This is a genomic window from Microbacterium sp. NPDC055903 (genome assembly GCF_053615555.1).
In genome coordinates this window covers 1,623,210-1,642,275 of record NZ_JBSHCA010000001.1, presented here as the reverse complement: position 1 = coordinate 1,642,275, position 19,066 = coordinate 1,623,210, and the positions used below count along the sequence as shown (strand labels likewise).

The 19,066-nt window shown below is 68.7% G+C and carries 16 protein-coding genes; 10 read left to right on the top strand and 6 right to left on the bottom strand.

The features are described from left to right. The first annotated feature begins 297 nt into the window (after positions 1-297). The 7 genes from ACWGJP_RS07560 (at position 298) to ACWGJP_RS07530 (ending at position 7,857) form a co-directional block, all read left to right on the top strand. A complete protein-coding gene (locus ACWGJP_RS07560; protein WP_452329138.1) occupies positions 298-1,563 on the top strand; it encodes an ABC transporter substrate-binding protein in 1,266 nt (421 codons plus the stop codon). A gap of 62 nt (positions 1,564-1,625) precedes the next feature. After that, positions 1,626-2,591 (top strand): carbohydrate ABC transporter permease, encoded by a 966-nt coding sequence (locus ACWGJP_RS07555; RefSeq protein WP_452329137.1) that lies wholly within the window; start codon positions 1,626-1,628, stop codon positions 2,589-2,591. Continuing rightward, the gene (locus tag ACWGJP_RS07550) at positions 2,591-3,442 is read left to right on the top strand and encodes a carbohydrate ABC transporter permease (RefSeq protein ID WP_452329136.1); all 852 of its coding nucleotides are present in this window, start codon (positions 2,591-2,593) and stop codon (positions 3,440-3,442) included. The genes ACWGJP_RS07555 and ACWGJP_RS07550 overlap by 1 nt, the downstream gene beginning before the upstream one ends. 2 nt (positions 3,443-3,444) lie before the next feature. After that, the gene (locus ACWGJP_RS07545; protein WP_452329135.1) at positions 3,445-5,364 is read left to right on the top strand and encodes a hypothetical protein; all 1,920 of its coding nucleotides are present in this window, start codon (positions 3,445-3,447) and stop codon (positions 5,362-5,364) included. Further along, positions 5,361-6,146 (top strand): RraA family protein, encoded by a 786-nt coding sequence (locus ACWGJP_RS07540; protein WP_452329134.1) that lies wholly within the window; start codon positions 5,361-5,363, stop codon positions 6,144-6,146. The genes ACWGJP_RS07545 and ACWGJP_RS07540 overlap by 4 nt, the downstream gene beginning before the upstream one ends. Next, positions 6,116-7,063 carry an aldo/keto reductase gene (locus ACWGJP_RS07535; protein WP_452329133.1) on the top strand — a complete coding sequence of 316 codons (948 nt, stop codon included), beginning with the start codon at positions 6,116-6,118 and terminating at the stop codon, positions 7,061-7,063. Before ACWGJP_RS07540 ends, ACWGJP_RS07535 begins: the two co-directional genes overlap by 31 nt. After that, positions 7,060-7,857: an amidohydrolase family protein gene (locus tag ACWGJP_RS07530; RefSeq protein WP_452329132.1), complete on the top strand. Its 798-nt coding sequence runs from the start codon at positions 7,060-7,062 to the stop codon at positions 7,855-7,857. Before ACWGJP_RS07535 ends, ACWGJP_RS07530 begins: the two co-directional genes overlap by 4 nt. Here the strand turns inward: ACWGJP_RS07530 and ACWGJP_RS07525 are convergent. The 5 genes from ACWGJP_RS07525 to ACWGJP_RS07505 all read right to left on the bottom strand — a co-directional run bounded on the left by ACWGJP_RS07525 (position 7,845) and on the right by ACWGJP_RS07505 (position 15,549). After that, entirely contained in the window at positions 7,845-8,507 is a 663-nt protein-coding gene (locus ACWGJP_RS07525; RefSeq protein WP_452329131.1) for a GntR family transcriptional regulator, read from the bottom strand. The two genes, ACWGJP_RS07530 and ACWGJP_RS07525, sit on opposite strands and share 13 nt — an antisense overlap. Positions 8,508-8,590: 83 nt before the next feature. Then, the gene (locus ACWGJP_RS07520) at positions 8,591-12,637 is read right to left on the bottom strand and encodes an Ig-like domain-containing protein (protein ID WP_452329130.1); all 4,047 of its coding nucleotides are present in this window, start codon (positions 12,635-12,637) and stop codon (positions 8,591-8,593) included. Between the two features lie 110 nt (positions 12,638-12,747). Then, positions 12,748-13,167 carry an RbsD/FucU family protein gene (locus ACWGJP_RS07515; RefSeq protein WP_452329129.1) on the bottom strand — a complete coding sequence of 140 codons (420 nt, stop codon included), beginning with the start codon at positions 13,165-13,167 and terminating at the stop codon, positions 12,748-12,750. Positions 13,168-13,196: 29 nt separating this feature from the next. Then, positions 13,197-14,183 (bottom strand): aldo/keto reductase, encoded by a 987-nt coding sequence (locus tag ACWGJP_RS07510; protein WP_452329128.1) that lies wholly within the window; start codon positions 14,181-14,183, stop codon positions 13,197-13,199. A gap of 76 nt (positions 14,184-14,259) precedes the next feature. Continuing rightward, complete coding sequence (locus ACWGJP_RS07505; RefSeq protein ID WP_452329127.1) at positions 14,260-15,549, bottom strand: L-fuconate dehydratase; 1,290 nt, start codon at positions 15,547-15,549, stop codon at positions 14,260-14,262. 125 nt (positions 15,550-15,674) lie between these two features. Between ACWGJP_RS07505 and ACWGJP_RS07500 the strand changes: the two genes are divergently transcribed. Together ACWGJP_RS07500 and ACWGJP_RS07495 are read left to right on the top strand one after the other, a co-directional pair. Then, positions 15,675-16,535, top strand: coding sequence for a fumarylacetoacetate hydrolase family protein (locus ACWGJP_RS07500; RefSeq protein WP_452329126.1), 861 nt, complete (start codon positions 15,675-15,677; stop codon positions 16,533-16,535). A gap of 80 nt (positions 16,536-16,615) precedes the next feature. Next, entirely contained in the window at positions 16,616-17,350 is a 735-nt protein-coding gene (locus tag ACWGJP_RS07495) for an SDR family NAD(P)-dependent oxidoreductase (RefSeq protein WP_452329507.1), read from the top strand. An 80-nt stretch (positions 17,351-17,430) separates the two neighbouring features. Here the strand turns inward: ACWGJP_RS07495 and ACWGJP_RS07490 are convergent, their stop codons facing one another. Next, complete coding sequence (locus tag ACWGJP_RS07490) at positions 17,431-18,336, bottom strand: amidohydrolase family protein (RefSeq protein WP_452329125.1); 906 nt, start codon at positions 18,334-18,336, stop codon at positions 17,431-17,433. Between the two features lie 46 nt (positions 18,337-18,382). Between ACWGJP_RS07490 and ACWGJP_RS07485 the strand changes: the two genes are divergently transcribed. Beyond that, positions 18,383-19,060, top strand: coding sequence for a FadR/GntR family transcriptional regulator (locus ACWGJP_RS07485; protein ID WP_452329124.1), 678 nt, complete (start codon positions 18,383-18,385; stop codon positions 19,058-19,060). Positions 19,061-19,066: the final 6 nt, after the last annotated feature.

The following is a 19,066-nucleotide window of genomic DNA, read 5'->3' as shown; positions in this document are numbered from 1 at the left end:
ACCTTTCTGCACGAGAAGTATCGAAGCGTATACAACCAGGCATTCCCGGCAGGATGCGGGATCGAAAGCGCACCGCCCGACTCCCGCTCCGGGGCTGATTCGATCCGGAATCGAGGACGCGCCGGGCCAGACGCGCACCGCGCTTCCTCCCGCCCCTCCCGCCGATAGTCTCGCCCCGCGGCCCCACGCCGACAAGGGCTTCTCGGCGCACACGTCAAAGGAAAACGCTTCACAAACGATTATCGATTAGTGTAATGTCGCTCCTGCCCCCTCCCGTGCACCACGAAAGGATCAACGATGATCAAGGGCCGCCACATCACCGCGCTGAGCCTGGCGACCGTCGCATCGGTCGCTCTGGCCGGATGCGCCGCGTCCGCCCCCTCCTCGGGCGGTGACGACGACAAGATCACCCTGAGCATGCTCGTCAACGTCACCCCCAACCTCACGGAGGAGTTCTGGAACGAGCTCGTCGCCCCCTTCGAGGAGGCCAACGAGAACATCGACGTCGTCATCCAGAACCCCGGCGCCGAGGGCGTCGCCGCCGCCGTCCCCCGCCTGCTGGCCGCCGGGGACGCGCCGGACATCGTGCAGTCGCTCGCACCGACCACGGAGCTCGCACCGCAGCTCGTCGATCTCTCCGGCTACGACTGGGCCACGTCCGGCCCGCTCGCAGACCAGTACTCCATCGACGGAAAGTACTACATGGCCGGCATCGGCGTCCAGCTGCAGAGCCTGTTCTTCTACAACAAGACCGCCTTCGCCGAGGCCGGCATCGAGGAGGTCCCCACCACGGTGGACGAGCTCACCGAGGACCTCGGCAAGCTCGCGGATGCCGGTTGGACCCCGATCCAGACCGGCGGCGACTGGATGTCCAGTCACGTCCTGCAGGCGCTGGGCCTCCCCTCGATCATCGCCGAGCACCCCGACTGGTTCCAGGAGATGAGCTCGGGTGAGCTGACCTTCAGCGAGACCTACGCGGTTGCCGTCGACACCTACGCGGACTGGGTCGCCGAGGGGTACATCCCGAAGGACGCCCTCGGCATCAAGTACGTCGACGCCGAGCAGGCATTCCTGTCGGGCAAGACCGCGGTCTACTCGATGGGCAGCTGGTTCGCCGGCTCCCAGGCGAATGCCGCGGACTCCGCCGACATCGGCGTCTTCCGCGCCCCGGCCTTCGACGAGGGCGTGCAGCCCGCCATGGGAGCGAACATCGCCAGCCCCTACTCGATCCTCACCACGAGCGAGCAGCAGGATGCCGCAGCGCAGCTCATCGAGTTCCTCACGACCGATCAGGATGCCGTCTCGAGCCAGCTCGCCGTGGACGGGAACTTCCGCGACGGCTACGAGTACGACATGACGCCGCTGGGCGAGGAGCTGCTGGCCATCGTGGCGGACACTCCCGCCGAGTCGTACACGCCGACCGGCAGCGGATACGGCGAGCGCACGATCCCGACCGAGTACTCCGGGGAGATCAACACCCAGACCCAGGCCCTGATGGGCGGCACCTCTCCGGCTGACGTGCTCGCCTCGATGGATGCCTGGTTCCTGGCTAACGCCAACTGATGCACCGCTTCGGGCGCGGCGGATCGCCGCGCCCGAAGCCCGCTCGACAGAGGAACTCACCGATGAGTCAGACCATGATCGCCCCTGAACGCATTCCAGAGACCGCCACGTCGGCCACGCCTCCGCCGCCCCGGCGCCGACCTCCGACCACCGCCCGCATGCGTGCGGCGTTCCCTGGATTCGTGATGGCCGCGCCCGCGATGATCGTGTTCATCGCGATGTTCGTCATCCCGATGATCCTCGCCTGCGTGCTGAGCTTCACGAACTGGAACGGCTACAGCCTGAGCTTCACGTTCGTCGAGTGGGACAACTACCTCAAGGCCTTCCGCAACCCTCGATCCATCGACGCCGCGATCTTCACCGCGATCATCGCCGTGGTGGGCACGGTCCTGTGCAACGTCGTCGGCCTCGCGATCGCGGCCCTCATCAGCGGCCCTGGTCGCTCGAACACGCTGCTGCGCACGATCTTCTTCTACCCGTACGTCATCAGCTCCCTCATCATCGGCTTCCTCTGGTCCGCGATGCTCGCGCCGGAGGGAGCCGTGAACGGGCTGATCACGACGCTGGGCCTTCCCGCGATGCCGTTCCTCGTCGATCCGTCCTTCGCCAAGGCGAGCGTGATCTTCACGATCGTGTGGGCGCACTTCGGCTTCAACATGATCCTGTTCCTCGCCGGCATCCAGTCCGTGCCCGCCGAGTACTACGAGGCCGCGACCGTCGACGGCGCGACCCGCTGGCAGCAGTTCCGCAGCATCACGCTGCCGCTCATCGCCCCTGTGTTCACCGTCAACATCGTGCTGACACTGGTGGGCCTGCTGAAGGCGTACGACGTGATCCTCTCGCTCACCGACGGAGGACCGGCCGGCTCGACGCAGACCATCGTCTACCAGATCCTCAAGGACTCGTTCGCGAACTCCAACCTCGGCTTCGGCGCCGCCCAGTCGGTCATCCTGCTCATCGTCACGGCCGTGCTCGGCCTCGGCGTCACCCTCGTCCGTCGACGCGCAGAACGGAAGGTCACCGACTGATGAGCGCTCGCACCGCCGCCCCCGTGTCCGCACGCGCCGTCCGCTGGATCATCCTCGGCGCCGTCGCCCTGCTGATGATCGTGCCGCTGTACACGATGATCATCAACGCCTTCAAGCCGCAGGCCGAGATCATCGCGAACCCGCTCGGCATCGACCCCGCCACCTTCACGTTCGACTACCTCTGGGCCGCGATCACGAGCTCGCGGTTCAACGTCATCGCCGCCTACGGCGTCACGCTGCTGTTCGTCGCTCTCGTGAACGTGTTCGGCATCGGCCTGGCCGCGCCGGTGGCCTACGTGATCGCACGCGGACGGTCGAAATGGCACATGGGCCTGCTTCTCCTGTTCGTCTCCGGCCTGTTCATCCCCGGCCAGGTGACGCTCATCCCTGTCGTCTTCGTGCTCAGGGTGCTGGGGCTCATCAACACGATCCCCGGATTCATCCTGTACGAGACGGCGGCGACCCTGCCGGTGACCATCTTCCTGTTCGCGGCCTATCTGCGGACCATCCCGCGGGACATCGACGAGGCGGCATCCCTCGACGGCGCCGGACGCATCCGCGCCTTCTGGTCGTGCATCTTCCCGGTGATGCGGCCCGTGGTCGCGACGATCGTCGTGCTCAACTCGATCTCGGTGTGGAACGACTTCGTGAGCCCCCAGATCATCCTGGGCCCGAGCTCCGGCATCTACACGGTCACGACCGGGGTGTACGCGGCCGTCGGCCAGTACGCCACGGACTACACCGTGGTCTTCCCGACGCTGCTGCTCGCCGTCCTGCCCGCGCTCATCTTCTTCATCGTCATGCAGCGGCACATCATCGGCGGCCTCGTCGCCGGGGCGACGAAGGGCTGACGGTGACGCGCACACATCACACGACGCCGCTGCGGACGATCCCCGCATGGGCCGTGCTCCAGCGCCGCCTCTTCGCCGAGATCGAGGACGCCCGCCTGCTGTTCGCCGAGCGCTACACGAACGGGGACGGGAGCCTGCGCGGCATCGCCGAGTTCACCGATCGCGACGGGGTCGACGACCTCTACGAGCCCTTCTTCAACTGGCCGGCGTTCTACCTGCTGGGCGGCCCGGACGCCGTGCTCGAGGATGCCAAGAGGCACTGGGAGGGCGTGACCGAACAGCTGACCGCCGCGGGGATGCTGACCGATGAGTACGAGAACGGGTACGACTGGTTCCACCAGGGGGAATCGCTGCTGCTCTTCCTGGGGATCTGCGCCGCCGATCCCGCGGACGAACGCTTCGCCGAGCGGGCTCGACGCTTCGCACGCCTGTACACCGATCCCGCCGCCGGCAACTACGACCCCGCGCACAACATCATCCGCGCCCCGCACACCGGCGCGCGCGGCGCGCTGACCGGACTGGACGACGAACCGGCGCCGTACGGCGCCGACCGAGCCGAGATGCGCCCTTACGGCCTGCCGATCCACGGGATCGAAGGGATCGGCACCTGGGAGGACCTCGCAGACCCCGTGCTCGCCGCCCGCATGACCGATGAGATGCAGCAGCGCGCTGCCGGAGACGTCGCCGTGAACCTCGCGGCGACATCCCTCGTCGCGAACGCCTGGCTGTACGACAACGACGCCCACGCCGCCGCCTGGGTGGCCCGCTACGTCGAGGGCTGGGTCCGTCGCGCCGAGGACAACGGCGGCCTCCTGCCGGACAACGTGGCGCCGGACGGCACGGTCGGCGGCCTCCAGGACGGTCGCTGGTGGGGCGGGCACTACGGCTGGGCCTGGCCGCACGGCCTGCACTCCGTCGCGATGAGCGCGCTGATCGGTGCGATGAACGCGGCGATGGTCACAGGCCGCGACGATGCCGTGGGTCTCGTCCGGGTCATGCTGCGCACGGTCCTCGCCGAGGGCAGGCGAGCCTCGGTGCGCGAATCCGACTACAGCCTGCGCGGCGGCTGGCTCGCTCGGCTGGGCGATGCCGTCGATGATGAAGGCATCCTCGTGCCGTACCGTCATGGTGCGCAGGGCTGGTTCGACTTCGGGCCTCTCCAGCTGGACCTGCCGACCTGGCTCTGGTGGTGGACGCGCTCCGACGAGGACCGCGCGCTCCTCGATGAGGCCATCGAGGCGCTCCCGGCATCCGCGAATCGCCTCGCCCCCTTCCGCGACAAGGAGGAAGCGGGGCACGAGGCCGGCTGGCTCGATTTCCTCTCCGGTCGGATGCCGGACTATCCCGAGCGCGCGCTGGAGATGGCCCTCGGTCAGGTGGCGCGGCGGGTGGCGCTGATGCGCACGGACGGCGACGACCCCGACGGAGCGCACCTGCACTTCTGGCAACGCGTGAATCCGGTGGTGACCGAGATCCTGTCGCAGCAGATCACGGGAACGCCCCAGGTGCTCTACAACGGCGGTCTGCCGTTCTCGGCGATCGACTACGCGGATGCGGAGAGAGGCCGCCCTGGCCTCCCACGCGATGTCGCCGCGCTCGTGGAGCGGATCGACGTGGACTCCGTGGCGATCCGGCTCGTGAACACCTCGACGACGCGCGCTCGGCGCGTCAGGGTGCTGCCCGGCCGATTCTCGCGGCAGACCATCAGCCGCGCAGAGCTGATCGCCGAAGACCCCGGCGGCTATCCAGGGCCCTCCGGGGCGTACGCCGCACCCTCCGCGCAAGAGCGCAGCGAGATCCTCGAGTGCCTGGACGGCGTGCTCGAGATCGAGCTCGCCCCCGCGCACGAGGCCAGGGCGACTCTCACCCTCACGCGGACCGATTCCGCACCGCACCACCGCACCGACGAAGGAACATCATGAGCGACACCCCCCTGATCAGACCCGACTTCGCCCTTCCGGTGCGCGGCGGCGCCTACACGCGCCCCGATGCCGGCCTGGTGTCCGCGTTCGACGAGGTCTCCTCCGCGACCGCCTGCGCGAAGCTGCACGGGCTCGGCATCCGGCACAGCTACGTCGACGGCCCCGTGCCCCTCTCGCCGGGTCAGCGGGTCGTCGGTTCGGCGCTCACCCTGCAGTTCATGCCGCAGCGCGAGGACCTCGCCTCCGGCGACGGCCAGGAGTACGCCGAGCGGCACACCGCGCTGTGGCATGTGCTCGAGGCCGTGCAGCCGGGCGATGTGCTCGTCATCCAGGCATACGGCAGCCGGTTCTCCGGATGCATCGGCGACATCCTCGCCCGGTACTTCGCCCGCAAGGGCGGTGCCGGCATCATCGTCGACGGGCGCATCAGGGATTCGGGGAAGATCCGCGACCTCGGCATCCCGGTGTGGTCGACCGGCACGACGCCGCACTACGCCTCGCAATCCGAGCTCGCGCCGTGGGGCTACGACGTCCCCGTCGCCGTCGGCGGTGCGCTGTGCATGCCGGGCGACCTCGTGGTGGCGGACGACGACGGCCCGGTGATCGTGCCGCAGGCGATGGCGTCGAGCGTGGTGGAATCGGCGCGCGACCATGAAGAATGGGAGGGCTTCAGCCGGCAGCGCCTCGACGAGGGGGCCAGGCTGAGCGACTACTACCCGCTGACTCCGGACAGCCGTGAGGAGTACGAGGCATGGCGTTCCGCACAGTTCTCCGCCCGCTGACGGAGCTCGCCGGTCTCCGCGACGATCTCGGGCTGGGCTGCGCGCCCATCGGCAACCTGTACACCGCGGTGAGCGACGCGGATGCCCTCGACACCGTCGTTTCTGCGCTGGATCACGGCATCCGCTTCTTCGACACCGCGCCGAACTACGGTGCCGGCGAGAGCGAGCGACGTCTCGGTCTCGCCCTCGCCGGAGTGGACCGCGACACGGTCAGCATCGCGACGAAGGTCGGACGCATGATCGTGGATGCCGAAGGTGCAGAGGTCGCGCCCGGTGCGGTCGGCGCGGATCTAGTCGGCGATCTGAGCTACGACGCCGTATGGCGCAGCGTCGAGGGGAGCCTCGCGCGACTCGGGACGTCGCGGATCGATCTGCTGCACCTGCACGACCCCGACGACGTCGATGCGGGGCTCACCGGGGCGATGCGCGCGATGGTCGAGCTCCGCGAGCAGGGCGTCGTCCGCGCCCTGGGCGTCGGCATGGTCCGGACGGCACCGCTGACCCGCTTCGCCGCCGAAGCGCCCGTCGACGTGGTCATGGAGGCCGGCCGCCTCACCCTCCTTGATCGATCCGCGCTGGACGAGCTCCTGCCGGTCGCCGCCGCGCACGGCGTGGGGATCATCGCTGCAGGGGTGTTCAACTCGGGCGTGCTCGTCGATCCGCGCACCGCGCCGTTCTTCGACTACCACCCGGCATCCCCCGCGATGGTCGAGACGGTGCTCGGGATGGAGCGCGCCTGCCTCGAGGCCGGCGTCGCGCTGGCCGACGCCGCGGCGCAGTACCCCCTCCGCCACGGCGTCGAGGGCGTCGTGATCGGAGCACGCACGCCCGCCGAGGTGGCGTCCTTCGCCACCGGGACCTCGGTGCCGATCCCTGGCGGGCTCTGGGACGAGCTCGACCGGATCGCCGCCGCGTGAGCGCGAGGATCGTCGACGCCCACGTGCATCTCTGGGACCGCGCGGCCCATCCGCTGTCGTGGTTCAGCGATGACCTCGGGCTCGCACCCGCCGTGACGCCGGCGGCACTGTTCGACGCGGCGCCGGTGGACGCGGCGATCGCCGTGCAGGCGGCCGACTCGCTCGTCGAGGCGGAGTGGCTGAGGGATCAAGCGCGCCAGGAACGGCGGCTGAGACGGGTCGTTCTGCAGTACACCGCCGCGCGCGGGGAGTGGGCGGGCATCGTCGCGCCGGCACTGGGGAGGGATGTCGCCGGCATCCGCGCCGCCGTGCCGCAGGCGGCAGCCGATCTCTCCGACGTCGAAGGACTCGATGCGCTCGGAGACGGCCTTGCCCGCACCGATCGGGTGCTGGAGTTCCTCGTGAGGCCGGCGCAGCTTCCGGCGGTGTCGGCCTTCGCGGGCCGCCACCCCCGGCTCGCCGTCGTGATCTGTCACCTGGGTCTCGGCGGCTCGGCGCCCACCGACGCATGGCGTGCAGATCTCGCAGAGTCGGCACGGCGGGGGAACGTGCATGCGAAGGTATCCGGCGTGCTCGCCGGCCGCACACCGGGCGAGCTGGCCCTGATCGGCGACGTCGCTCTCGAGGCCTTCGGACCCGGCCGCCTGATGTTCGGCAGCGACTGGCCGATGTCCGCGCGATCGCTGCCGTACGCCGACGTGGTGGGGCGCACGTCGGCGATGATCACCGGGCTCTCCCCTGCGGAGACCGCCGCGGTCTGGCACCGCACCGCGGAGCGCGTCTACGCGCTCTGATCCTCCAGCAGTGTGCCGGCGGCGTGCCGTCGGAAGAGGTCGGCCGCAGCATCCGGATCCCCGGCGTCGAGGACGTCGAGCAGCCCGCTGTGCCAGTCGGCGACCTCGTGCCAGTCGCCGGTGAACGTGGGGTCGCCCAGCACGTGCATGACCCTCAGGCTCGGCTCGAGGATGTCCCACATCTTCGGCAGGTAGACGTTGCCGCTGGCCTCGATCACCGTGCGGTGGAAGACGAAATCCAGCTCGCGGAAGGTCGGGAGATCGGCGCTGTCCGCCGCGGCGTGCATGTCGCCGATGATGGCGAGCAGAGCCGTGCGCCGCTCGTCGTCGAGGTGTCCGCTCGCCAGCCGACCCGCCAGGCCCTCCAGCTCGACCCTCGCCGTCTTGGCCTGCTCGGCCTCTTCCTCGGTGTACGTCGCCACGAAGTTGCCCTGATGACGCACGTGCGAGACGAGTCCCTCGTGCGCGAGACGCTTGAGCGCATCGCGCACCGGGGCCTGGCTCACCTCCAGCTGACGGGCGAGCTGCGACTCCACCAGCTGCTCGCCCGGGGCGAGGCTCGAGTCCTTGATCATCGTCTTGATCATCAGGTAGATCTGATCGGAGAGGAGCCCCCTCTGCAGACCCTGCGGAGCCAGTGCGTCAGCCATGCCCCCATCCTACGTGCATTATCGACTATCGCTAATGGAGCGGGTGGGCGCGCCTGCGACGGCTCGCCCACCCGGTCCACGCGCTACTTCTTGTGCTTCTTCTTGACCGACACGGTCAGCTCGACGCTGTACCCCTCGTACGTCACGGTCAGCCGCTGATGCGGGGAGACCTTGCGGCTGTCGAAGCCGGTGACCATGTCCTCCGTCACGGGAATCTGCGTGACGGTCTCATCGCTCCAGGTCACATCCAGCAGCATCCCCGAGACGTCGAGCTGCTCGCCGAGGAGGTACTTCGTCTTCGGCGAGGACTCCGCCGCCCAGGCGATACCTGCGACCGTCGCCTCGGGGACGACGGAGGAGAGCGTGAGGCTGTTCTGCTTCGCGTAGTGGTACACGTTGAAGAACCCATCGGCGCCGATGCGGAGATCCTCTCTCGCGTCCAGACGGTTCCAGACCGTCTGGCCATCGACCTGGAGCACGATGCGCGTCCCGGCGCCCTCTGCCGTCGCGCCGAAGGCGATCCGGTGAGTGCTGTCGGGCTCGATCACCGTGTTCGGGACGATGTCGAGCATCGTCTGTCCAGGGCTCCAGCTCTGGAACTCGATGACATCCTCCTTGATCACCACGAGGTAGCCGGTGTTGGAGTTCTGCCAGGCGGGGAGGCCCGTCTGGTCCGAGCGGACCTGGAAGCCGTACCAGCCGCCGTCGAACCCGCCGAACGCGGCGTCGAATTCGAGCAGCCCGTCGCCGAAGCGCTCGGCCTCGTAGCCGTGTACACCCTCGGCGGTGACCCGGATGGTGCCCTGATCGAAGTCCCTCTTGTCCGAGGCCGTCCAGTTCTCGGCATCCGAGAGCTGCCCGCCCAGCGCGACCGTCTCATGCTCGACGTCCGTCACCGTCACCGTCGCCGTCGCACGGACGGACGGGTCCGCCACGGAGGTCGCCGTGATCACCGCGTCGCCCGCTGCGAGCGCGGTGACGGTCCCGTCCGCGACGGAGACCACGGCCGCGTCGCTGCTCGACCAGGTGACCCTGATGTCGCTGGCGTCCTCCGGGGCGACGGATGCGATCAGCGCTCGACGCTCACCCGTCTGCAGGAGCAGCTCGGAGGAGTCGAGCGTGATGGCTTCGACAGGAACCGCCGAGATCGAGAAGCCGATGTCGTCGACGTCGAGGTGCGTGAAGCCCTCGGCGTAGAAGCCGACCCTGCCGCTCGCGCCCGGTGCCGGGTCGGCGCCCTCGAGAACGACCTCCCCGCCGACGACGATGCGGATCTGCCCGTCCTGCACGGCGACGCGCACGTGCGTTGTCGCGCCGGCCGGCAGTGCGCTGGCCGGATCGAGGACGACCTCGCTGACCGTCTGCCATGCGCTGTCGTAGATGGTCCAGGTCGGCCCCGCCTCGGCATTGCGGTAGCGGATGTATCCGCCGCCTGCCGCGTTGCGGTTGTAGATGAGCATCACGGCGCCGGTCGGAATCGTCGCCGGCGTCGTGACGTCGACATCGAGCACGAAGCTCGTGAAGTCGCGCGGCAGCTGCGCGTTCGCGCCGCCCTTGATCCGGTAGACATGATCGCCGGTCGCGTCCGTCACGATGCTGCGGTTCGGGTCCGTCGGCCAGCCGTTGGCACCGTCCTCGAAGTCGGTGAAGTGCAGCACGCCGTCGCCCTCGCCGACGGTCACCTCGAGCGCATCCGTGATGCTCGGGTCGGATGCCGCCGACGCGGTCACCGTCGTCGTGCCGGGTGCGACGCCGAGCAGGATTCCGGAATCCGAGATGGTCGCGATGCTCGGGTCGGCCGAGGAATAGACGATGCGTGCGTCGTCGGCGTTCCACGGGATGGGCATGGCGCGCACCGTGCGCTCCTTGCCGACGTCGATGGCGACGGCCTCGGCGTCGAACGCGAGCGCTTCCAGTGCGACAGCATCCGGCGACTGCGAATGGCCGACATGACCTTCGGTGCCGATCTCCGCGAATCCGATGTCCTCGAACCCGGGGATCTCGTCGAAGACGGCGGCGTCCTCCCTCAGGGAGTAGTCGCCGTTCGCCGCGTCGACGAAGCCGGGGTCCGCATCCGTCACCCAGTTGGCGTCATAGTTCAGCAGCTCCTTGACGTCGCGCGCGCCCTGCGCGTTCACCTGGGACTGTCGAGCGACGTTCGGATTCCAGACGACGTTCTGCGCGAACGTGCTGTGGTCGGGGAAGTAGTGGTTGTCCTCGAAGAAGTGCCCCAGCTCCGGGTACTTCTCCAGGTACGGGGTGCCGACGAAGTCGTTGTTCTCCTCGAAGACCTTCTCCCACTCCGGCATGTACGACCGGTCGACCACGTTCCCCTCCTGGTCGCCCATCCACAGCTCGTAGTTGTCGTAGGGCACGTGCGCATCGACGAACACGTTGTTGCGCGCTTCGATGTAGTCGGCGGAGCCGCTCTTGATCGCACTATTGCCCATGTTCACGAACACGTTCTTCTCGATTGTGAGGTCCCAGGTGAAGTTGTCGGCGTAGATGCCCTCGACGCCGGCCATGCCGTTGCCGATGTCGTGGAAGTAGTTCTGCCGGAACACGTGCCCTCTCTGCTGCGGTGTCATCCCGGAGTTCATGTAGATCGCCCCGAGGTCGTGGAACAGCGTGCACACGTCGTAGACCTCGTTGCGCTCGAACAGATGATCGTTGCCGTGCACGATGATCCCCGGGTGCGGAGCATCGTAGATCTCGTTGTCCCGTGCGACGTTGCCGACGCCGTCGAACATCACGCCCGGGTTGTAGGCCTTGTGGTAGTACGCGAAGTCGTGGATCTCGGAGTTCTCCACGCGGTTGTTCCCGGCGGTGAGAGTGGTCTTGTCACCGCCCTGCAGCACCACGCCGACGCCGCCGACGTGGCTGATCTCGCTCGAGAGCACCGCGTGGTCGACGCCTCCTCGGTTCACCGGGATGCCGTCGTACGTGTACCGGCCGGGCGAGTTGATGAGCACGCCGCCGTCGGTGAAGTTGCGGATGTCGCTGTGCTGGATCGTCACGCCCTCGCCCCCGAGGATCACGGCGGCCGTCGCCCGTCCGTACTCGAGCACGAGGTCGTCGAACACGATGTGCGAGGCGCCGTCTGTGCGGATCATCGGCTCATCGAGGGTGGTGACCACCGCTTCGCCGCGGCCGGCGAGGAACGCCGCATTGGGGACGAGGTAGAGCTTTCCGGCCTCGCGATCGATGTAGTACTCGCCAGGCGCATCGAGCTCTTCGAGGAGGTTCTGCGCGAAATGGAAGTCGGGGAACCAGCTCTTCATGATTCCCGACATCTCGCCGTATCGCAGGGTGATGGTCTTGGCTTCGGTGTCGATGGCCTCGACCTTGTTGTACGACCACTCCCAGCTGTAGCCGAAGATGCCGTCCAGCCAGATGTCGTCCGCATCGCTCCAGTGCTGCGGACGATCGTAGGTGTAGCTGAACGTCCCGCCCCTCTCCTGCAGGTCCGGGTCGTTCCGATCGGGGCCGGCATCGATGATGTCGCCCATCTGCACGGTCTCCTTGGCGGCGCCCGCGTTGGGCCAGCGGGCGAGCGTCATGCCCTGCCCATCGATGAACAGCTCCATCGGGGGCGTCGTGCTGACGTCGTTCGCCTTCCAGTACCCGTGCCTGCTGAGCTGGCCGTAGTCCTCGATGCCGAGCGCGGCGAGGTCGATCTCCTGGATGTCGTCTCGGGCCGATTCCTCCACGACCCGGTCCAGGACGGCCTGGTCTGTCGTGCGCCGGAAATCGTCGTAGGCGAGAGGCCGCCCGCCCGTGAGCGTCGCTGTCTCTCCCGGGTAGGACCGGTAGGTGATCGGCGCTTCCTCGGTGCCGGAATCCTCCGCACCGAGGCTGAAGGATGCGGAGCGCTCATAGGTTCCTTCGCGCAGGTACACGGTCGTGCCGTCGGGGTCGAGCGCTCCGGCGTCCTTTCGGTCGCGGATGAGGTCCCGCGCCGCCTCGAGGCTGGCCAGGGGCGCATCGATCGTGCCGGCGGCGCTGTCGTCGCCTCCGGGCGCGATGTAGATCGCATCGCCATCCGCGGCAGACGCCGCCACGGGTATGAGGGCCGGCAGCATCGTCGCCAGCAGGGCTGTCAGGGTCAAGGTCGTCGTCACACGCTTCATTGCGGTCTCCGGACTCTGGATGCCGCACAGCGACGTGCGGCCGGGGATGTGATGACCCGACCTTAGCGTAATCGATAATCGAGCGACAAGTATCGATTAACGAAAGATGCTCACGTGGAGGGGTGCCCCACCACTCCCTTGCGCAGCAGCGCGTTCGCGTACTTCCGCGTCTCCCCGGTGCGGACGATGACGTACGCGCGCTTCGCGACCTCGTAATAGGCGAAGCGCTCGACGAACCGGGTGCCGCCGGCATCCGTCCGCGCCGCGGCGATGAGCTCCTCCTGAACCGGCAGCACGGAAGCGTCCGCGGTCTCCATGAGGTCCAGGCCCGGTGCGTCGTCCAGCGGCAGCACGCTGCGGATCGCCGCGACGACCTCCGGAGACGTCGCCCCCGGGAGATCAAGCACCCGTTCACCCAGTGCCCACGCGGGGAAATGCGCATCCGCGACGACCACGGCATCCGAGTGGCCCATGCGGTCCAGGTGCAGCAGCAGCTCACCGGTCAGCAGGGGGTTGATTCCTTCGAGCATCCGACTCTCCTCCTCGAGAACAGCTCTGATCAGGCGGGGATGAGCTCCTCGTCGGCGAGCTGCTCCCACAGCGCCGGGGGGATCTCCATGGCCGCGTACTCCGCGTTCTGAGCAAGCTGTGCGGGGCGGCTGCCGCCGACCACGACAGAGCGGACGCCTGCGGAGCGGAGCGGGAACTGCACGGCGGCGGCCGGCAACGGCACGCTATGCTCGGCGCACACCGCGGCGATGCGGAGCAGCCGCTCCCACAGCTCATCCGGCAGCGCGCCGTACTCGTAGCGACCGTCACGCCGTGGCTCTGCCTGCGCGAGGAGGCCCGAGTTGAAGACGGATGCCGCGACGATGCCCGTGCCGCGCTCCGCGCAGGCGGGGAGCACCTCGGCGGCGGCCGGCTGCTCCAGGAGCGTGTAGCGCCCCGCGACCATGATGAGGTCGAGATCGGCGGCGCGCACCGAGCGCGCCAGCACCTGGGACACCATCGAGCCCACGCCGATCTGCTCGATCTCGCCGTCGGACCGCAGCGCCTCCAGCGCCGGCAGCCCCTCGGCGAGCGCGAGATCGAGGTCGTGCCGCTCCGGATCGTGCAGGTAGAGCAGGTCGATCCTCTCGATGCCGAGCCGTTCGCGGGACTCATCGAGGCTGGCGCGGATCCCGGCATCCGAGAAGTCCCACACCCGGTGCAGATCATCCGGCACGTGGAAGTCGTTGGCCGTGTCGAGGCCACCCGGCTCATGCGCGGGATTCGTGCGAAGCAGGCGCCCGACCTTGGTCGAGAGGACGAACTCCTCGCGCGGCTTGGTCCGAAGGAACGCGCCGAGTCGCTTCTCCGACAGCCCGAGTCCGTAGTGCGGCGCGGTGTCGAAGTACCGGATGCCGGCGTCCCAGGCGGCCTCGAGCACAGCCCATGCCTCGTCGTCGCTGAGCGGGCGGAAGAGATTGCCGACGTTCGCCGCGCCGTAGCCGAGCGCGGGGAAGGCTGCAGCATCCGCTGCTCGCGCCGCTTCGGTGGCCGACACGCCAGATGTCGGACCGATCCTCGACGCACGTCCGACGTGTGGCGTGTCGGCCCCCGGATTGACGCCCGGACCGGGCTCAGCCGAGGACATGCGCGCCCGTCCAGGTGTAGGTCGCGATCGTCTCAGGCTTCATCTCCATGCTCGCGCCCGGCGCCGTGGGTGCCATGTAGGAGCCGCCCTGGATGTCCGTAGGGACGACGAAGTGCTCATGCAGGTGGTCGACGAACTCGATGAGACGCCCCTCACGGGTGCCGCTGACGGCGATGAAGTCGAACATCGACAGGTGCTGCACGGCCTCGCACAGGCCGACTCCGCCGGCATGCGGGCAGACCGGGATGCCGAACTTGGCGGCCAGGAGCAGGTTGGCGATGTTCTCGTTGACGCCGGCCACCCGGACCGCGTCGATCTGCATGACGCCGATCGCCTCGGCCTGCAGCAGCTGCTTGAAGATCACCCTGTTCTGCGCGTGCTCTCCGGTCGCCACCCTGATCGGGGCGATGCCGCGGGCGATCTCCGCGTGGCCGAGCACGTCGTCAGGGCTCGTCGGCTCCTCCACCCAGGCCGGACGGAACTCGGCGAGGGCGTTGACCCACTCGATCGCCTCGGAGACCTCCCACCGCTGGTTCGCATCGATCGCGATGGGGAAGTCCTCGCCGACCACCTCGCGCGCCTTGCGGAAACGGCGGATGTCGTCCTCGAGGTCGGCGCCGACCTTGAGCTTGATCTGTGTGAAGCCGTCGGCGACGGCCTCCCTGGCGAGACGCTCGAGCTTCTCATCCGAGTACCCCAGCCAGCCAGGACTCGTCGTGTAGCCCGGATAGCCGGTCGCGAGCAGCTCAGCCTCTCGGTCGGCCCGGCCCGGCACTGCAGCGCGGAGGATCTCCAGCGCCTCCTCACGGGTGAGGGCGTTGGTGAGGTAGCGGAAGTCGACGAGATCCACGATCTCCTCGGGGCTCATGCGGGCGAGCAGCTGCCAGAGGGGAAGACCCGCCCGCTTCGCCTTGATGTCCCACAGGGCGTTGACGACCGCCCCGATGGCCATGTGCATGACGCCCTTCTCCGGGCCGAGCCAGCGCAGCTGGGAGTCCCCGATGATGTCGCGGAAGGTGCCGCCCATGTCGTCGAGCAACGGCTCGATCTCCCGGCCGACGAGGTGCCCGGCGAGCGCGTCGATCGCGGCGACCTGCACGTCGTTGCCCCGCCCGATGGTGAAGACGAACGCGTGCCCTGCATCGCCGGCATCCGTGCGGATCACGACGTACGCGGCCGAATAGTCCGGGTCGGGGTTCATCGCATCCGAGCCGTCCAGGCTCAGCGATGTGGGGAAGCGGACGTCTGCGGTCTCGAGAGCGACGATGCTGCTCACGGGGTTCCTCTCCTCGAAGTCGCGGACAATCCGCGCGAATACACCTTGGAGTGTAAACATCCGATGTCTATACTGTCAATGACGCCGCCCGTCGGACGGCGCCTCCCCGACGATGCAGGAGAAACATGAAGATCGCGCGACTCGGCGCCCCCGGATCCGAAATCCCCGTCCTCGTCGAAGGCGACGGCTACCTCGACCTTCGACCGCTGACATCCGATGTGGACGGCGATTTCCTCGCCTCCGATTTCCGCGCGCGGGTCGCCGCGGCACGGGATGCCGGAGAGCTGAGCGAGCTCACTGACGCGGGCGACATGCGCATCGGGGCACCGATCGCGCGCCCCAGCGCCGTCGTCTGCATCGGCCAGAACTATGCCGCGCATGCCAGGGAGTCCGGCGCCGAGCCGCCCACCGTGCCGATCATGTTCCTCAAGACGCCGAACACGGTCGTCGGCCCGAACGACACCGTGACGATCCCGCGCGGCAGCGAGAAGACCGACTGGGAGGTGGAGCTGGGCATCGTGATCGGGCAGCGCGCCGCGTACCTCGACTCCCCTGAAGAGGCAGAGGCCCACATCGCCGGCTACGTCGTGGCCAACGACGTCTCCGAGCGCGCTTTCCAGATGGAGGTGTCCGGCGGCCAGTGGTCCAAGGGCAAGATCGCGTTCGGGTTCAACCCGACCGGCCCCTGGCTGGTGACGCCCGACGAGGTCGATGTCGACCGGTTGCGGCTGCGCAGCTGGGTGAACGGAGAGCCCCGCCAGGACTCCAGCACCGACGACATGATCTTCGACGTCCGCACGATCGTGCACCACCTCTCGCAGTACGTCACCCTCGAGCCCGGCGACCTCATCCTCACCGGCACCCCGCAGGGCGTGGCCTTCGGCGGGAAGTTCCCCTATCTCGCTCCCGGCGACGTGGTGGACATCGAGATCGAGGGTCTCGGACACCAGCGCCAGGAGTTCACGGCATGGGAGGCGGCGAAGTGACCACCTCCCCGCTCGCTGAGCCCACCTCCCCGCACGCTGAGCCCACCTCCCCGCACGCTGAGCCTGTCGAAGCGCGCCGCCTGAGCGGCCTCGTCGCCATCGTGACCGGTGGCGCATCCGGGATCGGCGCGGCCATCGCGGAGCGCCTGCACGCCGACGGAGCCGAGGTCGCCGTGCTCGATCGCGACCCGCAGGGCACGTCCTTCCCCGCGTTCACGGCGGACATCTCCGATCGCGCATCCGTGGATGCCGCTGTCGCGGCCGTCGCGGAGCGCTTCGGCCGGATCGACATCGTCGTGAACAACGCGGGCATCGGCGCCGTCGGAGACGTCACGGCCAACGACGACGACGAATGGGCGAGGGTGCTCTCCGTCAACGTGACGGGCATCGCGCGCGTGACGTCCGCAGCGATGCCCTGGCTGCTGCGCTCGCCGTCGGCCGCGGTCTGCAACACCTCGTCGATCGGCGCGACCGTCGGGTTGCAGCAGCGAGCCCTGTACAGCGCGTCGAAGGGAGCCGTGCTCTCGCTCACGAGGGCGATGGCCGCCGACCACCTCCGCGACGGCATCCGCGTGAACGCCGTGAACCCCGGCACAGCGGACACTCCGTGGGTCGGGCGCCTGCTCGGTCAGGCCGAGGACCCCGCAGCCGAGCGCGCAGCGCTCGAGGCACGCCAGCCGCATGGCCGCCTCGTCGCCCCCGCCGAGGTCGCCGCCGCCGTCGCGTTCCTGGTGAGCCCGGATGCCGGATCCACCACCGGCAGCTACATCGAGGTCGACGGCGGCATGATCGCCCTGCGCGTCCGCCCCGCCTGACGCCCGCGTCGCGTCCCGTCACAGAAACGGTCGCCATCCGCTCGGATGGACGACCGTTTCTGTGACCTCGACGATCCGAGTCAGCCGATGCCGTAGAAGCGCGCGGCGTTGTCCCACATGATCGCCTCGACGTCGTGGCCCCTGGATCCGGCCCAGTCCGCGACGGCATCCGCCCAGCGACTGCGGCCCGAGTACTGATACGTCGGAGATCCATCGGCTGGCGCGTGCGGGTCGTCCTGTTCTGCAGGACCGATCACCGACACCGGCCAGTCGCTCCCCCACATCAGCCGGTCGACGCCGAAGGCGGCGGCCGCGGCATCCAGGAACGGGATCATCTGTTCGGTGCTCCAGTCGCCTCCGGCTTCGGCGGGGATGCCGGAGAGCTTGCAGTACACCTCGGGACGCTGCGCGAGCGCGTCGATCCCCGCCACCCACTCGGCCGTCGGCGCGAGCGGGGCGGATGCCGTGCCCACCGCGGGCTTGCCGACGTGATCGAGCACGATCCGCAGGTCGGGAACGGCACGTGCCAGGGCGTCGATGTCCGCGAGTTGCCCCGCACCCCTGACGCAGGCGTCGAAGCTCAGCCCGCGCTCGGCGAGCGCTCGCGCCCCGTCGAGGAACGCCGGCGAGACGGCGAGGCCGACCGGCTCGCCCTGAAGCAGATGCCGGACGCCTGCCACACGTCCGAATGCGGTCAGTGCGTCGAGCTGGGCCAGGGTCTCCTCGCCCCGGTTCAATCGAGCACCCGCGACGATGGCGCTGATGCCCACCTCCTCGGCCAGCCCATCGATCCATCGCACCTCATCGAAGTACTGCGCCTCGACGCAGTCGGCCTGGACGAAGACGGCGCTCTCCTGGTCCGTCCGCTCGATCCTGGCGTTGTCGAGCTCGAGCCCGGCGAACGTGTAGGCGAGGGGACCTTCGAGCCATTCGTAGTCGAGAACGGCGGGGTCCCAGAGGTGCAGGTGGGAGTCGAGAACACGCATGACCCCATCCTGCCCCAGACATCCGATGATTGGCTACGATGAGCCCATGGCAGTCACAGACGAGGCGATCGAGAAGATCAAGGCGATGATCGTTTCGGGCGAGCTCGCCCCCGGCGACCGGCTGCCCCCGGAGAAGGAGCTCTCCGAACGGCTCGGGCTGTCCCGCAACTCCATGCGAGAGGCGGTGAAGGCCCTCGAGGTGATCCGCGTCCTCGATGTCCGTCGCGGCGACGGCACCTATGTGACGAGCCTGGAGCCGCATCTGCTGCTCGAGGCGATCAGCTTCGTCATCGACATGCATGACGACGACTCCATGCTGGAGATCTTCGCCGTGCGCCGCATGCTCGAATCGCAGGCGACGGGGCTCGCCGCCACCCTCGGCGATGAGGAGCAGGTCCAGGCGCTGCAGGCCGAGATCGACGGCGTGGACGCCACCGTGTCGATCGACGACCTCGTCGACCACGACATCCGATTCCACCGCGACATCGTGCGGATGGCGGGCAACGCGTACCTCGCCAGCCTTGTCGAGAGCCTCAGCGGCCAGACGGTCAGGGCGCGCATCTGGCGCGGGCTCACCGAGCAGGGCGCCGTCGAGCGGACCCTCGCCGAGCACAGAGCGATCGCCGATGCCATCGCGCAGCGCGACTCGAGCCTCGCGACCTCCCTGGCCACCGCCCACATCGCCGGCGTCGAGCGGTGGCTGCGTCAGGCGGTGCAGGCGTGAGGGCGC